At 72.5% G+C, this 21297-nt stretch carries 15 protein-coding genes; 7 read left to right on the top strand and 8 right to left on the bottom strand.

Translation table 11 applies throughout. From position 1 onward, the window contains the following. Positions 1-31: 31 nt before the first annotated feature. The 7 genes from ACGFZW_RS23950 to ACGFZW_RS23920 all read right to left on the bottom strand — a co-directional run bounded on the left by ACGFZW_RS23950 (position 32) and on the right by ACGFZW_RS23920 (position 10293). Positions 32-1165, bottom strand: a complete 1134-nt coding sequence (locus tag ACGFZW_RS23950; protein ID WP_393895229.1) for a hypothetical protein — start codon at positions 1163-1165, stop codon at positions 32-34. Between the two features lie 76 nt (positions 1166-1241). Continuing rightward, on the bottom strand, positions 1242-1955 hold the full coding sequence (locus tag ACGFZW_RS23945) for a maleylpyruvate isomerase family mycothiol-dependent enzyme (RefSeq protein ID WP_393895228.1): 714 nt from the start codon (positions 1953-1955) through the stop codon (positions 1242-1244). Between the two features lie 46 nt (positions 1956-2001). Next, the gene (locus ACGFZW_RS23940; RefSeq protein ID WP_393895227.1) at positions 2002-3273 is read right to left on the bottom strand and encodes a pyridoxal phosphate-dependent aminotransferase; all 1272 of its coding nucleotides are present in this window, start codon (positions 3271-3273) and stop codon (positions 2002-2004) included. Then, positions 3270-4637, bottom strand: a complete 1368-nt coding sequence (locus ACGFZW_RS23935; RefSeq protein WP_393895226.1) for a KamA family radical SAM protein — start codon at positions 4635-4637, stop codon at positions 3270-3272. The genes ACGFZW_RS23940 and ACGFZW_RS23935 overlap by 4 nt, the downstream gene beginning before the upstream one ends. Beyond that, positions 4637-6316 carry a carbamoyltransferase C-terminal domain-containing protein gene (locus ACGFZW_RS23930; RefSeq protein WP_393895225.1) on the bottom strand — a complete coding sequence of 560 codons (1680 nt, stop codon included), beginning with the start codon at positions 6314-6316 and terminating at the stop codon, positions 4637-4639. The genes ACGFZW_RS23935 and ACGFZW_RS23930 overlap by 1 nt, the downstream gene beginning before the upstream one ends. A 31-nt stretch (positions 6317-6347) precedes the next feature. Continuing rightward, a complete protein-coding gene (locus ACGFZW_RS23925) occupies positions 6348-8780 on the bottom strand; it encodes an ATP-grasp domain-containing protein (protein ID WP_393895224.1) in 2433 nt (810 codons plus the stop codon). Between the two features lie 247 nt (positions 8781-9027). Continuing rightward, positions 9028-10293 carry a condensation domain-containing protein gene (locus ACGFZW_RS23920; protein ID WP_393895223.1) on the bottom strand — a complete coding sequence of 422 codons (1266 nt, stop codon included), beginning with the start codon at positions 10291-10293 and terminating at the stop codon, positions 9028-9030. 442 nt (positions 10294-10735) lie between these two features. On the opposite strand from ACGFZW_RS23920, the gene ACGFZW_RS23915 reads away from it, so the two are divergent. The 3 genes from ACGFZW_RS23915 to ACGFZW_RS23905 all read left to right on the top strand — a co-directional run bounded on the left by ACGFZW_RS23915 (position 10736) and on the right by ACGFZW_RS23905 (position 15128). Next, a complete protein-coding gene (locus ACGFZW_RS23915) occupies positions 10736-12445 on the top strand; it encodes an AMP-binding protein (protein WP_393895222.1) in 1710 nt (569 codons plus the stop codon). 165 nt (positions 12446-12610) lie between these two features. Next, positions 12611-13846 carry an MFS transporter gene (locus ACGFZW_RS23910; RefSeq protein ID WP_393895221.1) on the top strand — a complete coding sequence of 412 codons (1236 nt, stop codon included), beginning with the start codon at positions 12611-12613 and terminating at the stop codon, positions 13844-13846. 43 nt (positions 13847-13889) lie between these two features. Continuing rightward, positions 13890-15128 carry an ATP-grasp domain-containing protein gene (locus ACGFZW_RS23905; protein WP_393895220.1) on the top strand — a complete coding sequence of 413 codons (1239 nt, stop codon included), beginning with the start codon at positions 13890-13892 and terminating at the stop codon, positions 15126-15128. Positions 15129-15244: 116 nt separating this feature from the next. Here ACGFZW_RS23905 and ACGFZW_RS23900 read toward each other — a convergent pair whose 3' ends face one another. Then, on the bottom strand, positions 15245-16882 hold the full coding sequence (locus tag ACGFZW_RS23900) for an FAD-dependent oxidoreductase (protein WP_393895219.1): 1638 nt from the start codon (positions 16880-16882) through the stop codon (positions 15245-15247). A gap of 258 nt (positions 16883-17140) precedes the next feature. Here ACGFZW_RS23900 and ACGFZW_RS23895 point away from each other — a divergent pair, with 258 nt between their 5' ends. From ACGFZW_RS23895 to ACGFZW_RS23880, 4 genes are all read left to right on the top strand, one after another. Then, complete coding sequence (locus ACGFZW_RS23895; RefSeq protein WP_393895291.1) at positions 17141-18259, top strand: SchA/CurD-like domain-containing protein; 1119 nt, start codon at positions 17141-17143, stop codon at positions 18257-18259. 82 nt (positions 18260-18341) lie between these two features. Beyond that, complete coding sequence (locus ACGFZW_RS23890; protein ID WP_393895218.1) at positions 18342-18776, top strand: cupin domain-containing protein; 435 nt, start codon at positions 18342-18344, stop codon at positions 18774-18776. Next, on the top strand, positions 18773-20041 hold the full coding sequence (locus ACGFZW_RS23885; RefSeq protein WP_393895217.1) for a beta-ketoacyl-[acyl-carrier-protein] synthase family protein: 1269 nt from the start codon (positions 18773-18775) through the stop codon (positions 20039-20041). Before ACGFZW_RS23890 ends, ACGFZW_RS23885 begins: the two co-directional genes overlap by 4 nt. Continuing rightward, positions 20038-21288 (top strand): ketosynthase chain-length factor, encoded by a 1251-nt coding sequence (locus ACGFZW_RS23880; protein WP_393895216.1) that lies wholly within the window; start codon positions 20038-20040, stop codon positions 21286-21288. Before ACGFZW_RS23885 ends, ACGFZW_RS23880 begins: the two co-directional genes overlap by 4 nt. The last annotated feature ends 9 nt before the right edge of the window (positions 21289-21297 follow it).

The following is a 21297-nucleotide window of genomic DNA, read 5'->3' as shown; positions in this document are numbered from 1 at the left end:
ACGGGAGTCCTCTCGTGGGTGTCGGGGTGCTTCAACGGGCGAGACGGCACAGGTCGTCGACCCGGCGGAGGTTTTCCGGGATGAGGAGGTCGGCGTCGAACTCCCGCTCCAGCTCGCTCTCCAGCCGCTCGATGATCTCGATCAGCCGGAAGGAGCTGAAGGAGGCGAAGGAGTCGAGTGGTGCGCCGGTGAGCAGATCGTCGGCGGGCACGCCGAGCACCGCACCGGCGACTGCGGCCACGCGGTCGCGCAGCGCGTCCTCCGGTGCCGGGGACACGGCGGGCCCGGCGCGGAAGATGGTGCGGTCGGCGGCGAGAGCTTCCCGCAGCCGGTCCACCAGGCCCGGCGGCTCGGCGCGGCCCCGGGCCACCCGGCGGTGGGCGAGGTAGGTCTGCTCGACGACCTTGTCCCACGCGTGCAGGTGTGCGCGCTCGGCATCGGTTTCCTCGCTCCGGCCGGCGCACCGTGCACGGTACTTCGCATGAAGTTTGCGCGCGCGGGCCAACAGCCAGGTCTCGACAGTGAGTTGTTCGACGGCGCGAGGACGGTCGGGGCAGGCGTCGTACGCGTCGAGGTACTTCTGCACCGCGGCGTCGTCCACGGACAGCACTGGGGGCGCGGCGGGAAGCGGGTCTCCCGTCGTCTCCAGCGTGAGGACGTCGGCCGACTCGATATCCACCAGGTCCTTTGCCGACAGCAGCCAGTGGCCGGGCTCGGCCGGCCCCCACTGGGTCTCGCTACGGTAGGCGTCCGTGATGTGCCAGCCGCCGGCTCCGGCGGCGATCAGGAAGCTGTGCTCCATGTGCGCCTGCCGGTGATAGGGCAGCCAGGGCAGGTGGAAGGAGTCCGCGACGGCGTAGTGCGTTCCGCCCCGTTCGGTGAGCGCGGCCAGCATGGCGGCACGGGGCAGCCGTTCGCGGGCGGTCACCCGCAGCCCGAGGAGGCGGGGCGCCGCGTCCAGGTGCTCGGCCAGCGGCGGGTCCACGGTCGGCAGCCCGTTCGCCCCTTCCCAGGAGCGGAAGTGCAGGGCCGCGCCGAGACGCAGATGCGTTCCGGGACCGTAGTGGTGGTCGGCGAGCACCGCCAGGTTGACCTGGACGCAGTCCAGCAGGCCGGTGTGGACCGAGCCGAGCGCGAACTGTTCCCGTTCCGCTGTGTCTGCCATTTCCGTTCACGTTCCTTGGTCGTCAAAAGCCGAGAGGAGGGGGAGAAGGGTGGTGCGAGGCGCGCTGCCGGGACATTCAGAGCCACTTGGGCAGTACGGGCATCGCACCCGTCGAGGTGAGTCCCGACCCGCCGGTACGGCCGGAGAGCCAGCCGAGCGCGGCCGCGCGGCTGCCGGTGACGATGGGGCCCCCGGTGCCGAAGCGTGCGAGCACCGCCCCCTGACCGTCGCGCAGGGCGAAGTCCGGTACGCGCTCGGCCTCGGCGTAGTAGCCGAGCACATCGGCCAGAATGATCTCCAGGGCCGGTGCGGGGATGTCGTCGACGCCGTAACCGATGGCCAGGTCCACGTGGTGGAGTTCGAGCTCCCGCAGACGGATCACCAAGATCCGCCGGGGCGTGCACAGTTCACCGGTGAACGGCCGGATGGTCGCCTGCCAGGCCGGCGCGGGCAGCTCCGCGACGGTGCGCCGGAAGTGCGCGGCGGTCTCCCGGACGTCCGCCACCAACGCGGAGGCCGTCCGGTGGGCGCCCGCCTCGATCTCGGCGTCCCGGGCCTGGCGGGACGCGTACTGCGGGGTCTCCACTCCCGTACGGGCCCAATCCAGCAGCCGTTCCAGTGCCGGGGCCTGGCGTGCCAGGTGGCTGAGGACATGGCCGCGTGTCCAGCCGGGGAGTGCGGAGGGCTGTGCGATGCCGTCGTCGTCGAGGCTCGCCAGGCCGGCAAGCAGCCGCTCCGCCGCGGTGTCGAGTGCCGCGAACGATTCCGGGGTGGGAGGGATTTCCTTCAACGTGTCTCCTCTGGGGGGAGGTGGGACTGCCGCTCTCGTCGGTGGCTCATCCGCCGGCTCGGATCCGGTCGAAAGCCTCGGCGATCCTGGCCAGTTCGCCCGCGATGTGCGGCAGGCGCGTCGGGTCGTCCGCGTGCAGTGCCTCTTCCTGCTGTTGCGGGTCTCCGTACAGCAGGCTGGTCGCGGCCTTGAAGCGCAGTGCCCGCGGGTCGTCGCCCAGCAGGTGGCCGGCCAGCACGACGATCCCCGAGTCGTCGAGGAGGCGGCCCGCGAGGGACGCCGAGTCCGTGACGCCCCGAACGGCCAACCGCCCGCGCAGCGGCTCGAAGTCCGGGTAGACGTAGAACCCACCGGTGGGCGGACGGCACGTGGCGCCGGCGTCGACGGCGATACGGTGCACGGCCCGTGCCACCGCGCCGTGCAGCCGCGCGCTCGCCCGCATCCGCTCGACGATCTCCGGCGGCTCCTCGAAGGCGTACCGCGCGACCTGCTGCATCGGCCCGGCGAGCGTCGACCACAGCTCGCTGGCCGCCGATACCACCGCGTCCCGCAGCAGCGCCCCGGTGTCCCCCACCGGGAAGCGTGCCGCACCGATCCGCCAGCCGCCGACCCCGAGCGTCTTGGACAGCCCGGTGGTGACGACGGTGCGCTCCGGGGCCACTTCTGCCGGGCTGAGGAAGGGCGTGGAGGCCGGGTCGTGGACGATGTCGCGGTAGATCTCGTCCGAGACGATGAGCAGGTCCTCGGCCTCGGCGACCGCGCACAGCTCACGGATGACCGGGGGCGGGGCGAGGGTGCCGGTCGGGTTGTCGGGCAGGGTGAGCACCAGCAGCCGGGGGTCGCCGCCGGCGGCCCGCGCTCGGTGGATCGTCTCGCGCAGTACGCCCGGGTCGGGAACTCCGCCGCACTCCGACGGGATCGGCACGCCGAAGACCCGCTTGCCCGCGTACTCCGCCTGGGGCGCGTAGGTGTTCCAGGCGGGCCGCGGCAACAGCACATCGCCGGGGATGACGAGTTGCAGCGCCATCAGCAGGGGCTTGCTGCCCGGCGCCACGACGACCCGGTCGGCGTCGGTGGGCAGCCTGCGGCGGGTGAAGTAGCCGGCCACCGCGTCGCGTACGTCCTGCGCGCCCGCGACCGGCCCGTAGGCCGAGCGCGCCGCACCGGCGGCCAGCTGCGCGGTCAGCTGCGGCAGCACCGGCAGTCTTGCTTCACCGAACGCGAGGTGGACCAGCCGGTCCCCGGCGGCGCGGCGCCGGTCCACCAGCTGATTGAGCGCCAGGTTCGGGGAGGGCGGAGCCACCGTGACGGCGGTCATGTCGCGGTCCTTTCGGTTCGGGCCGCGGAGGGGGCGGTGCCCGTCGCGGGCGGCGCGACACCACGCACGGCTGCCGCGATGTCGGCGGGGGTTGCGGGATCCGGCTCCAGGTCGTCGAGCCAGGCGGCATCGGCCGTGTACCGGGCCCGGAACGGCCTGCCCACCAGGGAGGGGTCGCGCGCCTGGAGCATCCGCAGCTGGAAGTAGGCCCCCTCGGGCGTCTCCTCGATGCCGTCGACCACGACCTTGCCGGGCGTCGCCGACATGACCGGGCCGCGCACCGTACGGGCGAGCCCGGGCAGCGTGCGGTACGCCTCGGTGAAGATCTCCACCGCCCGGCCCAACGGCACCTTGAAGTAGTCGTACGGCCCGGTGTCGCGCTCGACGAACAGGTAGTACGGCACCGCGCCGGCAGCCAGCTCGGCCCGCCACAGCTCGCTCCAGACCCGGGCGTCGTCGTTGACGTGCGCGATCAGGGGCGCCTGGCAGTAGACCACGGCGCCGGTGGCGCGGATCCGGGCCACCGCCCGTCGCGCGAGGTCGGTCTCCAGCTCGCGCGGATGGCTGAAGTGGGCCATCACGGCGAGCTGCCGTCCCGAGGCCACGACCTGCTCGAACAGCCGCAGGACGTCGTCGGCGTCCGGGTCGGTGACGTACCGCTGGGGCCAGTAGGCGACCGACTTGGTGCCGATCCGGATCGTCCGCACCGAGTCGACGCCCAGCAGGGGTTCCAGATGGCTGCGCAGCCGCTCGGTGGACATCACCATCGGGTCGCCGCCGGTGACCAGGACGTCGTGTACCTCGGGGTGCCCGCCCAGGTAGTCGATGAGGCCACCCGGGTCGGGGGCGGCGAAGCGCAGATCCGCGTCACCGATGAACTGCGCCCAGCGGAAGCAGTAGGTGCAGTACGCGTGGCAGGTCTGTCCCTGGCCCGGGAAGTAGAGCACCGTCTCGCGGTATTTGTGCTGGAGGCCCGGCAGTTGCACCCCCTCATGGCTCGGCACGTTGAGCTGCTGCTGACCGGAGGGATGCGGATTGAGGCGGCCGCGAATCTCCTGGACCGCTTCCCGCAGCAGCAGTTTGTCAGCGGGGTCCGCGGACAGCTTCGCCAGCTGTTCCTCGTCCGACCCCGCCAGCATGCCGCGCTGGGGGAAGGTCAGTTGGAACATCGGGTCGTCGGGCACCCGGTCCCAGTCGATGAGGTGGGACAGCACATAGGAGTTGACGCGGAAGGGCAGCACCAGCGAGATCCTGCGCACCGTCTCCCGGATGTCGTCCGGCAGCCCGTGGCGAGCGGCGATCTCGTCGATATGGCGCGGGCCGAAGGCACGGAACCTGGCCGGGCCCGCCGGAGCGGCCGGCATCAGCGCACCCCTCCCGTCCGGTCGGTCTTGCGGTACAGCTCGTCGCCGAGCACCAGGAAGTCGAGGTCCATGGCCCGGAACGCGCTCAGTGCGTCGGCAGCGGTGTTGACGATCGGCTCGCCCTTGTCGTTGAAGGAGGTGTTGAGCAGGACCGGGGGCACGCCCTGCCGCTCCAGCGAGTCCAGGACGGCGCCCACCGCGGGCGCCTCGTCACCGTGCAGCACCTGCGGCCGGGTGGTGCCGTCGACGTGGACGACTCCAGGGGCGACGCTGCGGCCGAGTGCGGTGGCCCTGGCCGCGCCGAGCATGTAGCGGCTGAGGTGTTCCTGCTGCTCCCAGAGCCGTGCGCCGTATCCGGGCCGGGTGACGCCGGCGAAGGGACGCCACTGCTCGCGGTTCTTGATGACGTTCACGCGGGTGTTGACGTCCGCGGTGTTCGGCACGGCGATGATCGACCGGCGGCACAGGGCGCGCGGGCCGACCTCGGCGCGGCCCTGGGCGACCGCGCCGACCTTGCCGTCCAGCAACAACGAGGTCAGCCGGTCGATGTCCAGGTCGCTGCGGACGAGGTCCGAGGTGTCGAGCCCGGCCCTGACCGGAGTGCCACCGGGGCCGTCGATGGCCGTGCCCAAGTAAGGGCTCAGCGCTCCGGAGCGCCGCTTCGGCGGGCGGACGGTCCACGCTGCGCCCAGGGCGACCCCCGCGTCGTGGGGCACCGGCGGGACGTACAGCGGGCCGGGCAGGGTGCCGTTGGTGCTGCAGTTGAGCGCGACGCCGCCACTGAGGCACAGCTGCTCGACGCCGGACGCCTTGCGGGTCAGCGAGGCGAGATGGGTGACGGTCTCCTCGATGAGGCGCTGCGCGGTGTAGGCGACGAGGATGGCGTTCGGGTCCTCGGTGAGCCGCCCCTCGGGGGCGCTCGGGCCGTCCGCGCCGGCGATCTTCGTATAGCGCTCCCGCCACCGGCCGACGATGGTGTCGTAGTGCTCCCTGATCTCCTCGGCGGTGGCGCTCCCCCGGCTCTCGGTGAGCGGTTCGACGGCGAGGCGGAAGTCCTCGGCCTCGATGTCCACGAGGGATTCCACATCGAGTTGGCCCGCGCGGCCGTAGGCGGCCAGGCCCATCGTCTTCCCGGCGTTGAGGAAGGAGAAGCCGAGCCAGGTGGAGGCCGCGTCGTAGGCGTAGCCGAGCGAGGCGGTGCGCTGCCAGGTGCGCTCCAGGCGGGGTTCCGCGCCGTCCTCGTAAGTCCAGATGGTGGAGGACTCGTTCTCGCCGTGCCCGTCGATGACCAGCACGCCGGCCTTCGAGAACGGGGAGGCGTAGAAGGAGGAGGCGGCGTGCGCCTGGTGGTGGGGGACGCGTACCACCTCCGGAGTCCGGTCGGCGAAGTCCAGTCCGACGGCGTAGGCGAGGAAGGCGGCGTCGTCGGCGAAGCGGCGTGGGTAGAGCTGTTCGCTGTCCCAGCCCAGGGCGACGACGTCGATGTCGGCAGGCGAGATGCCGGCCTGCTCCAGGCAGAATCGGGCGGCGCTCAGCGGCTTGCGGTAGAGGGAGTGCCGGTGCCGGTTGCACCGTTCCTCCTCGGAGAAGGCGATGATCTCGCCGTCGCCGTCGAGGAGGCAGGCGGCGCTGTCGTGCCAGCCGGTGGGCGGCGCGTTGACTCCCAGAATCCAGGTCATGGGTTTCTCTCTTCGTTGGCCGGTGGTGGGGTCACGGAAGTGGGGTGAGGGAGTGCCGGACGCCGTGCCGGGCGCGGTCGAGGGCGGCCGCGCACTCCTCGGGGGTCTCTCCGACGGCGAGCAGGGCGGCGAGCCGCGGCACGATGCCGCGGGGCGGCAACAGCAGCCGGCTGCCGGGGACGGCGAGCCCGACGGCTTCGACGATGCCGGGCTCGGCCGCTGCGGCGGTCAGGTCGAGGGCCTGAACCACGCCGTCGCGCTCGGGGTAGACGAAGCGGACCTCGGCGCAGCGGTCACGCGTGGGCCGGAGTTCGGGGGTACGGCCGAGGGCGATGTCAGCGGCTGCCGCGACCAGGTCGACGCCGGTGGCGAGCGTGCCGAGCAGCGGGATGAAGTCGCCGCCGAGCCTGCCGTTGACCTCGACGACGCGTGGCCCGGTGGGGGTGAGACGCAGTTCGGTGTGGGTGAGGCCGGTGCGGATGCCGAGCGCGATGTGGGCGTCGGTGACGACGGCCTGCACCTCATCGGCCCAGGGCTCGGCGCGCCAGGGGGCGACGAGATGGCCGGTCTCCTCGAAGTACGGCGCGAAGCCGAGGCGCTTGTGCGCGACGTTCACGACCCGTACCGCGCCCTCGAACACCGCGCAGTCCACGCTGATTTCGGGCCCGGACAGGTATTCCTCCACGAGGGCGCCGTCCTGTGCGCCGATGCCCGGGAAGGTGGCGGTCAGCGCCTGCTCGACGGCGTGCGAGAGCTGGTCGGCGTCGGCCGCGAGGGTGACGCCGATGCTGCCCGCCAGGGCACGCGGCTTGACCACTACCGGCCAGCCGAGCGACTCCGCCGCCGCCAACGCCTCCTGTGCGGTGCGCACATGGCGGAATCCGGCGGAGGGGACACCGGCGGCACCGAGCAGCCTGCGGGTGGTGAGCTTGTCGCGGCAGCGCCGCACCGCCTCGGGGCTCATATGCGGAAGGCCCAGCCGGCGGGCTGCCTCGGCGGTGGTCTCCAGCAGCGTTTCGTCCCAGGTCAGGACGGCGCCGGGGCCGGCGTGGGCAGCCAGCAGGGCGGCGAAGGCCCCGGTGACGGCGGAGGGGTCGGAGGTGTCGGCGACACGGAACCGGTCCCCGACGTACGCGCGCTGCCAGTCGACGTCGGTGTGCTGAACGAGCGCGGTATCGACCCGCGAGGCGACGGCGTCCAGCGCGTACTTCCGGTACGGCGGGTTGCCGCAGCCCACGACGACGAGCTGTGCGGGGTCCCCGGGATCGACGGGCACGCACCGCAATGCGGTGTCCCGAGCGGTGCGCTGCACGGCGTCCGCCACCTCGGCGCTGCTGCCCCCGCGGAAGCGGAAGCGCGCCCCGGCGTGCTCGTATCCGCCGCCGGTCAGCAACGCGCCGACCTCCGGGAGGACTTCGGCGTACCGGCCCGGCTCGTGGCGGGTGGTGAGCGAACGGACCCGGCAGGGAAGGGGCGCGGAGGGCGGTACGAGCAGCCAGCCCGCCACCCGGGCCGGGCCCTCGACGCGGCGGGCGGAGGGGTCCTCGGCTCCGGTCTGGTGGGCGAAGGCCGCGGCCATCAGGTCGATACCGTGCACTTCGCGCCAGATGAAGGGGATCTCGGCGCCGCCGGGCCGGGCCCCGATCTCCAGGACCGTCAGTGTGCCGGTGTCGCTCGCGAAGAGCTCCAGGTGGAAGACGGAGGGGCCGGTGAACATCGCGCCGGCCGTCGCTGTGGTGATCTCCTCGACGCGGCGGAGGAGTTCGGGGTCGTCGATCTCGACGGAACCGAGGGCTGCCCCGGTGGTGAACTCCAGGCAGGTGCTCAGATAGCGCGAGGCCCGCCAGGCGCCGAGCCCCTCGCCGGTGAAGATGCCGTCGACGTGCAGGACCTGGTCCGGCAGCCACGACTGCACGAGCAGGTCGCCGTCCGCGGGGAAGTGGTGGTCCCGGAGCTCCTCCGGGGAGTTGAGCCGGGTGATGCCGGCGCTTGCGGTGCCCCGCCGGGGTTTGAGCAGCACCGGCCAGCCGTGCCGGTCGGCGAAGGCGGCCACCGCGTCGTGGTCCGGCGCACCGGTCGTCGCGGGCACCGCGATGCCCGCTTCGGCGAGACGCTGCGCCATCAGCAGTTTGTCGCGCAGCGGCGCCAGCTCCTCGCCGCGCGGGCCGGGCAGCGCGAACTCGCCCCGTAGCTCGGCCGCGAGGTCGAGGTCCGTCTCCTGGAGGGCGACGATCCGGGTGGGCGGGCCGATGCGTTCGACGAGGGAGGCGATCGCGTCGCGGACCGCCTTGGCGTTCTCCGTGCTGTCCACGAGCCGTACAGCGGAGGCCAGTTCGGTCGGCAGGTGGCGAGCGGCCCGCTCGGTGGTGAGGTAGCTGACGCGGTGAACGCCGTGGTCGATATAGGCGGCGTAGTCGGCGTAGTGGTCGGTCCAGCGATGGATGATCATCACGTGTTCGGACACGGAGAGGGCTCCTGGGGCAGTACGGGCAGGGGCGAGGCCAAGGGGCGGCGGGCTTCGGACCGCGTGGCGGTGTGCGCGGCACGGCTGCCGGGTGGTGATGCGGCGGCCCGGCCTTCGTCGGCACAAAGGCGCCGGGTGCGGCGGGTCCGCTCAGGGCGCGGGCGGGGAGGGCCGCTACGCGGGCCCCTCCGATCGGGCGTCGCAGTCGCCGTGTCCGGCCCGCGGTCCGGGTGCACCCTCCGTTCGGTCAGCGCCGTCCGGCAGCGGTCAGCAGGGCCTCGTGGATGTCCAGGAGTACGTCCGCACACTGCTGCCGGCCGACGTCCTTGGCCGTGAGGCGCACGGTGAGGCTCTCCGCGGTCTCCAGTGCGCGGGCGTAGCACCGTGGGCCGATCGTGGTGAAGGGCTCCTCCCACGTGATGACGGGTGTGTCGGCGCCCGCTTCCGGCAGCCCGTCCCGGGAAGCGTCGGGTGGGGTGCTTCCCGGTACGGCCACGTAGTTGAAGGCGCAGGTCGGCTCGGGGGCGTCGGGCAGACGCGCGCGCAGCGCCGCGACGGCGGTCACGTCGTACATCCCGTGCCGGACGGCGGTGAGGCCGCTCCAGTGGACGGCCGCGGCCAGCGCGTGCAGGTCGTCGTTGCGGGCCTCGTCGAGCAGGGCCGGCACCCACTGGTTCATCGAGGTGACCAGGCCCTTCCAGCGACCGGCGAACCGGTTGGCGCTCATCAACTGCACCAGCAGGGCGTCGGTGCCGCAGATCCGGGCCACACTGCGGGCATAGGCCGCCAGGACGACGCTGGAGACCGACACCTGCGCCTGCTCGGCGACGGTGTGCGCGGCCCGGCGGGCGGCGGCGGAGCGCAGGGTTCCCTGGAGGACGGTGCCCGGGGTGCCGGTGGTGCGGGGCAACGGGGCGGACGGGGCGTGGGCGAGGAGCCGCTTCCAGTGGTCGAGGGCGGCGGACTGCCGCCGGAGGCCGGCGGGAGTGTGCTGGTCCGCGGCGAGTTCGGCGGGGCCGGGCGGGAGCGGGCCAAGGCCGTCGGGCTCGGCGAGCGCGTGCAGGAACTCCTGCTGCAGCAGTTCCTGGGCCCAGGCGTCCGCGGCGATGTGGTGCTTGACGAACACCAGGTGCGACGCGGCACCCCGGCGGGTGAGCAGCCGTGCCCGCCAGCCATGTCGGCGCCCGAGGTGGAAGGGCTCGGCGGCCAGTTCGGCGGCGACGTCCTCGGGGTCGGCACCGCAGTCGTCCACGCTCCGGAGGTCCTCGTCCACCGGATCGTCGGGGGCCAACTGGCGTGGCGCGTCCGGGTCCTGGAGGTCGTAGCGCGTCCTCAGCGAAGGATGGCGGGCGACGACGGCCCGCAGCGCCGTACCCGCCCGCGCCCGGTCGACACCGGGCGGCAGTGGCCAGACTGCCGCGTTGTTCGGCTCGTGCCACCGCGCGGCCGGCAGACCGCGGATGTCGTGCCAAACCGAGAGCTGACCCAACGAAAGCGGTCTCGCCTCGGACATACACTCCCCCATATGAGCAATTCCAGCATACGAAAACTAAGTTCCATGCAAGCCCGACGCTGCCACAGTCTGTTGAAGCCTGTCCAGATCGAATTCCTCACGAAGGCACCCATCGAGGCCGCCGGAGCCCTCAACGGGTGCCAAATTTCTGCGACTTGGCGGGCCGGTCGAGCCCCCACCAGCCCCTCTCGCGGGGGCGGCGCCGCTTCAGCTCGACAGTGACCCACCTCACACGCCACACCCTCCGACGGCATGAGAGCCTGATCGCCAATCTCCGGAAGTCGGTTTCCGGACAACGGAACATTGGGGCGGTGGCGCTGCCACCCGTCGACCGGGCCGATGACCAGGGCCCGTTCCGACTGACGACGCCCCCACAAGCCGGTGGGCTCAGGTCCGCCCGGCCCGGTTCACCGTTCGCGCGAAAACGAGGGGTCGCATCAACGTGAGTCAGCAGCCGCACACCGGGCCCGATGCCGTCGGGGAATTCCTCCACGACTTCCTGCTCGACCCGGCCCGGCACACCCCCGGCGACCCCGCCGTCATCGAATCCGTACAGCCAGGCCAACCGCCGGCGGTGACGACCTACGCGGAACTCGGCGCTCTGGTGGACGGCTATGCGGCCGCGCTCGACGCCCTCGGCATCGGGGTCGGCGGCCGGGTCGTCCTGGAGGCGGACACCGGCGCCCAGTCCCTCGCCATGCTGCTCGCCTGCTCCCGAACGGGCCTCACCTTCATCCCGGTGAGCCCCGGAACGCCGCACCCGCGGCTGCTCTCGATCATCGAGGCCGTTCGCCCGGACCTCCATCTGCAGACCTCCGACGGTGCGCGCGCGGACCTCCCCGCGTCCGTCGGAACCGCCCGGTTCGGCCCGGACGGCCTGCTGCCCGAACGCTCCCCCGCGCCCCGCAGGGCCCGGCGCCGGGCGGCCTGCGTCACCGACCCCGCGTACATGATCTTCACGTCGGGGACCACCGGCCGGCCCAAGGGCGTGGTGATGAGTCACCGGGCGGTGGTCGCGTTCTACCGGGGCATGCTCGCGTACGGCTTCGCCGGCCCCGAGGACCGCATCGCCAGCACCTCACCACTGCAGTTCGACTTCTCGCTGCTCAACATCGGTCTGGCGCTGGGCAGCGGCGCCGCCCTGGTACCCGTCCCGCAGCATCTGGTGCGCTGGCCACGGCACTTGCTGCGGGTGCTGCGCGAGACCGGGGCCACCCAGGTCAACGGCGTACCGTCGATCTGGCGGCAGGCACTGCGCCACGAACCCGACCGGCTCGCCGGGCTCGACCGGTTGCGCGGGATCCTCTTCTGCGGCGAGGAGTTCCCGCTGCCGGAACTGCGCCTGCTCCAGCACCTGCTGCCGCACGCCCGCGTCATCAACTGCTACGGCGCCACCGAGTCGATGGCCTGCTCCTTCGAGGAGGTGCCGCGCCCCCTCCCCGAGACGTTGGAGAAGCTCTCCATCGGAATCGCCCACCCCGGCGCCGAGATGCTGCTCGTCGACGACAACGGCGAGGTGGTCGAGGAGCCCGGCGTGCCCGGCGAGATCCACCTGCGCAGCCCCGCCCTCTTCTCCGGGTACTGGGACGACCCCGAGGCCACCCGCTCGGCGCTCGTCCCCGATCCGCTGTCCCCGCAGTCAGGGCAGCACGTCCTGCGCACCGGGGACCTCGCGTTCCAGGGGCCGGACGGCCGGTTCTATTTCTGCGGCCGGACCGACGCGCAGGTGCAGATCAACGGCAACCGCGTCGAACTGGGCGAGGTGGAGCGGCGGTTGGCGGAATTCCCCGGGGCGGCCGCTGCGGCAGCGATGCCCCTGCCGCGGCCCGGCGGCGGGCTCCAGCTGGCCGCCTTCGTGGTCCTCGCCCGTCGTCACGACATGCGGGACGTGGGCGACCTCCGGGAGTTCTGCGCCGAGACCCTGCCCGCGTACATGGTTCCGCAGGAGATCCACCTGCTGGACAGCCTGCCCACGACCTCGAACGGAAAGGTCGACCGCGCGGCGCTCGCGCAACGGGCGACCGACGGTCACCTGACCCGAGCGGACCCACCGCCACGCACCGGCCGACCGGCCGCAGCGCCCGCACAAGGGCGGGACGCGCAGGAGTCGGCGACCTCGACATCGGCCACCGGGCACAGCCGTGCGCGCTGACCGGTCCGTACGACGGCACCGGCGCTGCCCGACACCACACACGAATCCGACGAAGACCAGGCGTCCACACGTTCCTCCGGGTAGCGGGACGACCTTCGGAGCCCCCGCGGTCGCCGCGCGACATGGCCGCCCCGCGTCCCGCCGCCCGACCCCCAGGAGTGAACCGTGAGCCGCACCGAAGTGCCCTTCGCCAAGACCGGCGAGAACGGCGGAGGGCGTCTGCGCGCATTCGTCCGGGTGCGGGTGGGCGGGCTGCCGGGCGCGTTCTGGGTGCTGTGGGGCGGGTCCCTGGTCAACCGTCTCGGCTCCATGGTCAACCCCTTCCTGAGCCTCTATCTGACCGGCGTGAGGGACGTCCCGATCGGCACCACCGGGATCATCCTCGCCGTGTCCGGCATCGGCTCGGTGATCTCCCAGCCGCTCGGCGGGTACATCGCGGACCGCTTCGGCCGCCGGGTGGCACTGACCGGCGGGATGCTGGCCAACGGCGCCACCCTGCTCGCGCTCGGACACGCCCAGAGCCTCACGGTGCTGGTGGCCGCCTGCTTCGTGCTCGGCGTCACCATCGACCTCTTCCGCCCCGCCGCCCAGGCCCTGGTCGCCGATGCGGTACCGGCCGCCGACCGGACCCGCGCCTACGGTCTGCTGCTCTGGGCCATCAACCTCGGCTTCTCCCTCGCCATGGTGCTCGGCGGCTACCTCGCGTCGCACGGCTACCAGTTGCTGTTCTGGCTGGACGCGGGGGCCTGCACGGTCTTCGGGGTGCTGGTGTGGTTCGCCATTCCCGAAACCCGGCCGGCCGGCCGGGAACGCGGTGCCGGCGGATTCCTCGCCGTCGGGCGCGACCGGGTGATGCTGGCCTTCGCCGGGATCATCGTCCTCTACGCGATCGTGTTCCAACAGGCCTTCGCCACCCTGCCGTTGGCGATGACGAGCACTGGCATGTCCAGCAGCGCCTACGGCATCGTCATGGGCATCAACGGCGTCGTCGTCATCGCGATGCAGCCGCTGATCGGCCATCGGCTGGCCGCCTTCGACAAGAGCCGGGTGCTCGCCACCGGATTCACCGTCGCCGCCTGCGGCAACGCCGTGGCGGCCGCCGCCTCGACAGCCGTCGGGTACGCCGTCGCGGTCGCGGTGTCGACGCTGGGCGAGATCCTGGTCTTCGCGATCACCGCGGCGGTCGTCGCCGACCTCGCACCCGCCCGGCTCCGCGGCCGCTACAACGGTCTGATCGGCATGGCCTGGGGAACGGGCTTCCTGATCGCGCCGATCGTCGGCACCCGCCTCCTGGTCGTCGGCTCCACCACGCTCTGGCTCAGCTGCACCGCCCTCGCCCTCCTGGCGGCGCTCTGCCAGCTGGGTCTCGCTCCGGCACTCCGCCGACGCGCCGCGGTGTGAAACCTCGCCGCCGCCCGTTCTCCCGCACCGGAAGGAACGCACCGTGCAGAAAGTCCTGCTGATCGAGGCCGACGTCGCCGCGGGCGAGGACATGCTGACCGCCGCCACCGGACTCGGCCTGGAGACCTATGTGGCCACCCACGAGGAGGTGTACGAGCGGTACCGTCCCGCATTGCGGAGCAAGGTCACCGGCACGGTCTTCACCGACTTCGCCGACCCGGAACGCGCTCTCGACGATCTGGCGGCCTTCTGCCGCGCGCGGGGCATCGACGGCATCGTCGCCGTCTGGGAGTTCCTCTCCCCCCTCGCCACCCGCCTCGCGGCGAAGCTCGGGCTCCCCGGCCATCTCCCCGAACGCGCGGAACACTGCCGCAACAAGCGGCTGATGGCCGAGGCGTTCGCCGCCCACGGCGTTCCCTCCCCGCGCACGGTCTCCGCGGCCGATCCGCAGGGCCTGGCGCAACGGATCGCCGAGAGCGGCTGGGGATACCCCTTCGTCGTCAAACCTGCCGAGAACGCGGCCTCGATCGGAGTCTCCGTCGTCCGGTCGGCCGAGGAACTGCCCGCCGCAGCCCGGCTCGCCCAGCACCAGACCCACAAGTACCCGCACGGCATCGCCCTGGACTCCACGCTGCTCGCCCAGGAGTACGTGGACGGCGACGAGTTCAGCGTCGAGACGGTCGTCTTCGAGGGCGCCCTGCACCACCTGGCGATCACCGAGAAGTTCACCACGGCGGGCACGAGCCGCGCCGAACTCGGGCACACCGTACCGGCCGAGCTGGCCCCCGATGTCCGCGCCTCCGTGTACGCGGCTGCCGGTCGGGCCCTCGCCGCACTGGGACTGCGCAACGGCATCGCCCACACCGAGGTGAAGGTCGACGGCCGGGGGCACCCGAAGGTCATCGAGGTGGGGGCCCGTCCGCCCGGTGACCACATCATGCGGCTGGTCCACGACGCGCTCGGCATCGACGTGGCACGCGCCTACCTTCAGACCACCCTCGGCCGACAGCCTGACGTGACACCGCGACGCGACGCGGCGGCCGCCATTCGCTTCGTCACCGCACCCCGGGCGGGCACTCTGCACCGGGTCGGTACGCTCCCGCGGGGGGAACACATCGCCGCGACCGCCATGACGAAGATGCCCGGCGACGAAGTCGGCGACCCGCACGACAACATGGCGCGCATCGGCTACCTCATACTGCGCGCCGGCACGGCCGCGGAGGTCAACAAGGCCGCCGCCGAGGCCATGAACTCCCTCACCGTGGAGTTGGCGACCGAGTGAGGCGCCCGGCAGCCGTGTCGCACTGACTCCGCCTGTCCTCACACCTGTCGGTGCGGGACGGTGACCTCCGCATACGTACACGGGCCCACCGGCACCGCGGATCCCCCGAGACCGCGTCAGCCGCGGTGCAGCAGCGCCCCGAACACCTCGCGGATCTCCGCCTCCGGGTCAGCTGCGGCCCCGGCCGCGCGCCAGGCCACGAAACCGTCCGGGCGGACCAGTACCGCGCCCTCGGACGTGATCCCGTGGACCTCGGCGAAGTCGGCGCCCTCCTCGGGAGCCAGATCGTCGTCGGAGCCGGGGCCGACGCCGTAGATGTCCAGCGGCACCGACCAACGCTCGGCCACGCCCGCCGCGCCCGCCCGCCATGCCGCGCCGTTCGGGCCCGTGAGCAGGACGATTGACCGCTCGTAGAGATCGAGGGTGGACAGCCGATCGCCCGCTCGGCGCACCCACATGTGCGGGGCCCGACTGCCCGGTTCGCCGGTCAGCTGCATCCGTTCCGGCACCACCGGCAGTTCGGGGTCGACGCCGATGACGGCGCCGCGCGGATAGCGGTAGGCCAGCGCGACGGTGAGCACGCCGCCAGGCTTGCCGCGACCCCCGGCCCCGGGTGCCGGGCTGTACCCGGGGTGGCTGTGCTCAGCGCTGCGGGCCGAGGCCCGCGCGCTCGTCGCCTTCGCCACCGGCTGCCGTTCCGATGCGTAGGTCTCCAGCAGCCCGGGCCCTGCCCAGCCCTGCAGTACGGCGGCGAGCTTCCAGGCCAGGTTGTGTGCGTCCTGGATGCCGGTGTTGGAGCCGAAGGCACCGGTCGGGGACATCTCGTGGGCGGAGTCGCCGGCGAGGAAGACCCGTCCGGAGGCGTACCGCTCGGCGACCCGCTCCGCGGCGTGCCACGGAGCCTTGCCGGTGATCTCGATGTCCAGGTCCGGGACCCCGACCGCCCTGCGGATGTGGTCCGTGCACCGCTCGTCGGTGAAGTCCTCCAGGGTCTCGCCACGGTCCGGGTGCCAGGGGGCGTGGAAGACCCACCGCTCGCGGTTGTCCACCGGCAGCAGCGTGCCGTCGGCCTCGGGGTTGGTCAGGTAGCAGGCCAGGAAGCGGCGGTCGCCCACCACATCGGCGAGCGCGGGCGCACGGAACGTGATGCTGACGTTGTGGAACAGGTCGCCGGGCCCGGTCATGCCGAAGCCGAGACGTTCCCGGGCCGGGCTGCGCGGGCCGTCGGCCGCGATGAGGTAGTCCGCGAGCACGGTGGTGTGCTCCCCGGTCTCCCGGTCCTTCACCACCGCCGTCACGCCCTCCGCGTCCTCGTCGAAGGTGAGCAGCTCGGTGGCGAAACGCAGGTCGCCGCCGAGTGCGCGGGCCCGGTCCACCAGCACGGGTTCGAGGTCGTTCTGGCTGCACAGGCACCACCCCGAGGGGCTGAAGCGGGCCAGCGCCCCGCCGCCGTCCATCTCCTTGAACAGCCATTCCTGGTCCTCACTCGTGAGTGAACCGGCCTGCAGGATCCCGTGGTTGTCCGCCAGGACGGAAGCGGCCTCGCGGATCTGCGCCTCCGCGCCGGCCACCCGGAACAGCTCCATCGTGCGGACGTTGTTGCCGCGGCCGCGCGGATGCCGGGAGGTGTCGGAGTGCTTCTCGACCAGCAGGTTGTCGATGCCCAGGCGCCCCAGGAACAGCGAGGCCGACAGACCCACCAGGGATCCGCCCACGATGAGTACCGGGACCCTGGCTTGCGCGTGGGGATTCATTGGGGCTCCTGCTCCAGAGGTGCGTACGGAGTTGGCGGTGTGGTGGTACCCGGCCCGGACCCGGTTCGCTCGCGTTTCACCCGACTGGCTCACAGATATCGCGCGGCACCGGGCCCCCGATCACCATCGATTCCGGGACGGCCACCCCCAGGGGCGGCCGTTCACACACGCCGGGTCCCTTGCTCGGCACCGCGGGAGGACCGACCACCTTCGGCAGGTGCCACCCGGCCCGAAGGAGAGGCGTAGACGATGACGACGATGACCAGGCTGTCGGACCGAATATCGCAGTCCGCCTTCGACGGCTCCCGGATTCGGGTCGTGCTGCTGCTGGACCTCTACGAAGGCGCTCAGCAGCGCTTTCTCGCGGCGTACGAGCATCTGCGCAACCAGGTGGCCTCCGTCCCCGGCCATCTGACCGACCAGCTGTGCCAGTCCATCGAGAACCCCTCGCAGTGGCTCATCACCAGCGAATGGGAGAGCGCCCCGCAGTTCCTGACGTGGGTGAACAGCGAGGAACACGTCGAGATGGTGCAGCCGTTGCACGGCTGCGTGCGCGAGACCCGGTCGCTGCGCTTCAGCGTGCTGCGGGAGACCTCGAACATCGCCACGGTCGCCGCGAAACTCCCCAAGGGCGGCCTCCAGGCCTCGCCCCGGGTCGGCGACGGTGTCGTCCGCCACGCCCTGACCTTCACCGTGAAGCCGGGCAGCGAAGCACAGGTCGCGGAGATCCTGGCCGGCTACAGCTCCCCCGAGGCACGCGTCGACGACGCCACCCGGCTGCGCCGTACGTCACTCTTCATGCACGGCAACCGCGTGGTGCGCGCAGTGGAGGTCCAGGGCGACCTCGTCGCGGCGCTGCGGCACGTCGCCCGGCAGCCCGAGGTCAGGGCCGTCGAGGAGGCCATCGACCCGTTCCTGGAGCAGGAGCGCGACCTCACCGACCCGGACTCCGCCCGGCGGTTCTTCACTCGGGCCGCGCTGCCCGCGGTGCACCATGTGACGGCCGACGAGCAGGGCCCCGGCGAGGTGCGCCGGCACGCGCTGTCCTACCCGGCCCGCGAGGGCTGCGGGATGACGCTGGCCCGCATGCTGGCCCGGCAGGACGAGCTGGCCGCGGAGGACCCCTCGAGCCCCGTCGTCGGGAGCACCATCTTCCAGCGGGACGACACCGTCGTCCGGCTCATCGACCTCCGCGTCCCCGTCGGGAGCGACCCCGTCCGGGCGCTCGGGGTGGCCGGTCCTCGCAAGCGCGCCGTGATGGCGCGGCTGGTCGACACCGACGTGGCCGGCGCCCTGTCGTCCGACCAGGACCTCGCGCGTTTCCTCACGCGCATCGACATGGACCTCATCACCGACCGCCGGGCTCCGGACGCCTGACCCCGCGTCCGGCCGCACGGGGCCCCTCGCCATCGCGACCAGGGCCTCTCACCACCGCCACCACACCACTGGAGGCACAGTCATGACCACGCACCGCCCACGCATCGTGGACCTCAGCCAGACCCAGCCCAACCGCCGGCGCGGAGGCGATCTGCGCGCCATGCTGACACCCGGCGCGGTGGGCGCCACGAGCGGCTTCATGGGCATGGCTCTCGTGCAGCCCGGCGAGCGCATCGGCGAGCACTACCACCCGTACTCCGAGGAGTTCGTTTACGTGGTGAACGGCATGCTCGAAGTGGACCTCGAAGGCGAGCCGCACCCGCTGCGGCCGGACCAGGGGCTGCTGATCCCCCCTTACATCCGGCACCGCTTCCGCAACGTCGGCGACGAGGAGGCCCGCATGGTCTTCCATCTCGGCCCGCTGGCCCCGCGGCCGGAACTTGGCCACGTGGACACCGAGGGCACCGACGCCGCCTCGCCCGCAGCGCCCCCCGAACGAATAGAGCCGGTGTCATGACGCGGCGCGTAGCGGTCACCGGCGTAGGCATCGTCGCCCCGGGCGGTGTGGGCGTGCCCGCCTTCTGGGACCTCCTCACCTCCGGTCGTACGGCGACCCGGGGCATCACCCTCTTCGACCCGGCGGGGTTCCGCTCCCGCATCGCAGCGGAGTGCGACTTCGACCCCGCGGCACACGGTCTGACCCCGGAGCAGGTGGACCGCTCGGACCGGTACATCCAGTTCGCGCGCGTCGCCGCCGACGAAGCCGTCCGCGACGCCGGCCTGGACACCGAGACGGAGAACCCGTGGCGGATCGGGGTGTCGCTGGGCACAGCGGTCGGCGGCACCACGCGCCTGGAGCACGACTACGTCGCCGTCAGCGGCTCCGGCGACCGGTGGGACGTCGACCCCCGGCCGGCGGGTCCCCACCTGCAACGCGCGTTCTCACCCAGTTCGCTCGCCGCCGAGGTCGCGGACCAGATCGGCGCGCGCGGCCCGGTGCAGACCGTCTCGACGGGGTGCACCTCCGGCCTCGACGCGATCGGCTACGCCTTCCACTCCATCGAGGAGGGCCGCGTCGACGTCTGTGTGGCGGGCGCCTCGGACTCACCGATCTCCCCGATCACCGTGGCCTGCTTCGACGCGATCAAGGCGACGTCCGCCAACAACGACGACCCCGAGCACGCCTCCCGCCCGTTCGACGCCCACCGCGACGGCTTCGTGATGGGCGAGGGCGGCGCCGTACTCGTCCTGGAGGAGCTGGAGCACGCCCGCGCCCGCGGGGCGACCGTGCACTGCGAGATCCGCGGCTACGCCACCTTCGGCAACGCCTACCACATGACCGGCCTCACCCAGGAGGGGCTGGAGATGGCCGAGGCCATCAACCGCGCGCTCGGCCACGCCCGGCTGGACGGCTCGCAGATCGACTACGTCAACGCGCACGGCTCCGGCACCCAGCAGAACGACCGGCACGAGACGGCCGCGGTCAAGAAGTCCTTGGGCGCGCGCGCCTACGACGTGCCCATGAGCTCCATCAAATCGATGGTCGGCCACTCGCTCGGCGCGATCGGGGCGATCGAGATCGTGGCGTGCGTCCTGGCGCTGACCCACCAGGTCGTTCCCCCGACGGCCAACTACACGACCCCGGACCCGGAATGCGACCTCGACTACGTGCCGCGCACCGCACGGGAGCTGCCCCTGCGGTCGGTGCTGTCCGTCGGCAGCGGGTTCGGCGGCTTCCAGTCAGCGGTCGCCCTGACCCGACCGGGTGGGAGGACACGATGAGTTCCTCACGTGAACGGCGTTGCGTGGTCACGGGCATCGGTGTGATCGCGCCCAACGGCGTGAGCACCGACGCCTTCTGGAAGGCGACCAAGGAGGGCATCAGCGTCCTCGACGTGGTCACCCGCGAGGGGTGCCAGAACCTGCCGCTGCACGTCGCGGGTGAGGTCCGCGACTTCGACCCGGGGGCGCTGATCGAGGAGCGCTACCTCGTCCAGACCGACCGCTTCACCCACTTCGCGATGGCGGCGGCCAACCTCGCCCTGGACGACGCCGGCCTCGGCCGTGCCGACTACCAGGGCTCGCCGTTCGCGGTGGGTGTGGTGACCGCCGCCGGATCCGGCGGCGGCGAGTTCGGCCAGCGGGAACTGCAGCGCCTCTGGGCGCAGGGCTCCCGCTACGTCGGCCCCTACCAGTCCATCGCCTGGTTCTACGCGGCCAGCACCGGGCAGATCTCGATCCGGGGCGGCTTCAAGGGGCCCTGCGGGGTGGTGGCAAGCGACGAGGCGGGCGGCCTCGACGCCCTTGCCCACGCCGCCGGTTCGATCCGCCGCGGCACCGACGCCGTCGTCGTGGGCGCGGCGGAGGCACCGCTGGCGCCGTACTCCGTCGTCTGCCAGCTCGGCTACGACGCGCTGAGCACGGTCGCAGAACCGACCCGCGCCTACCGCCCGTTCACCGCCGGCGCCTGCGGCTTCGTCCCCGCGGAGGGCGGCGCCATGCTGGTCGTCGAGGAGATGGAGGCGGCCCGCGCGCGGGGGGCGACGATCCGCGCGGTCGCGGCCGGGCACGCCGCGACCTTCACCGGGCCCTCGCGATGGGAGGAGTCCCGGGACGGGCTGGCGCACGCGATCCGCGGGGCCCTGGAGGAGGCCGAGTGCGCCCCGGAGGAGATCGACGTGGTCTTCGCCGACGCGCTCGGTGTGCCCGTGGCCGACCGCGCCGAGGCCCTCGCGCTGGAGGACGTCCTGGGCCGGCGTGCGTCGCGGGTCCCGGTGTCCGCGCCCAAGACCGGCACCGGACGGGCGTACTGCGGTGCCCCCGTCCTCGACACGGCGGCCGCGGTGCTCGCCCTGGAGCACGGTCTGGTGCCGCCCGCCCCCAACGTCGTCGACGTCTGCCACGACCTCGATCTCGTGACCGGCTGGGCACGCCCGGCCGAGTTGCGGACGGCCCTGGTGCTGAGCCGTGGACTGATGGGTTCGAACGCGGCCCTGGTGCTGCGCAAGAGCCCCGACGCCCTGCGCTGAGCCACGGCA

The sequence above is a fragment of the Streptomyces sp. NPDC048248 genome (assembly GCF_043201875.1).
GTDB lineage: Bacteria > Actinomycetota > Actinomycetes > Streptomycetales > Streptomycetaceae > Streptomyces.
Note: the sequence above shows the minus strand (reverse complement) of the source record. Positions and strands in the feature narration are given on the sequence as shown.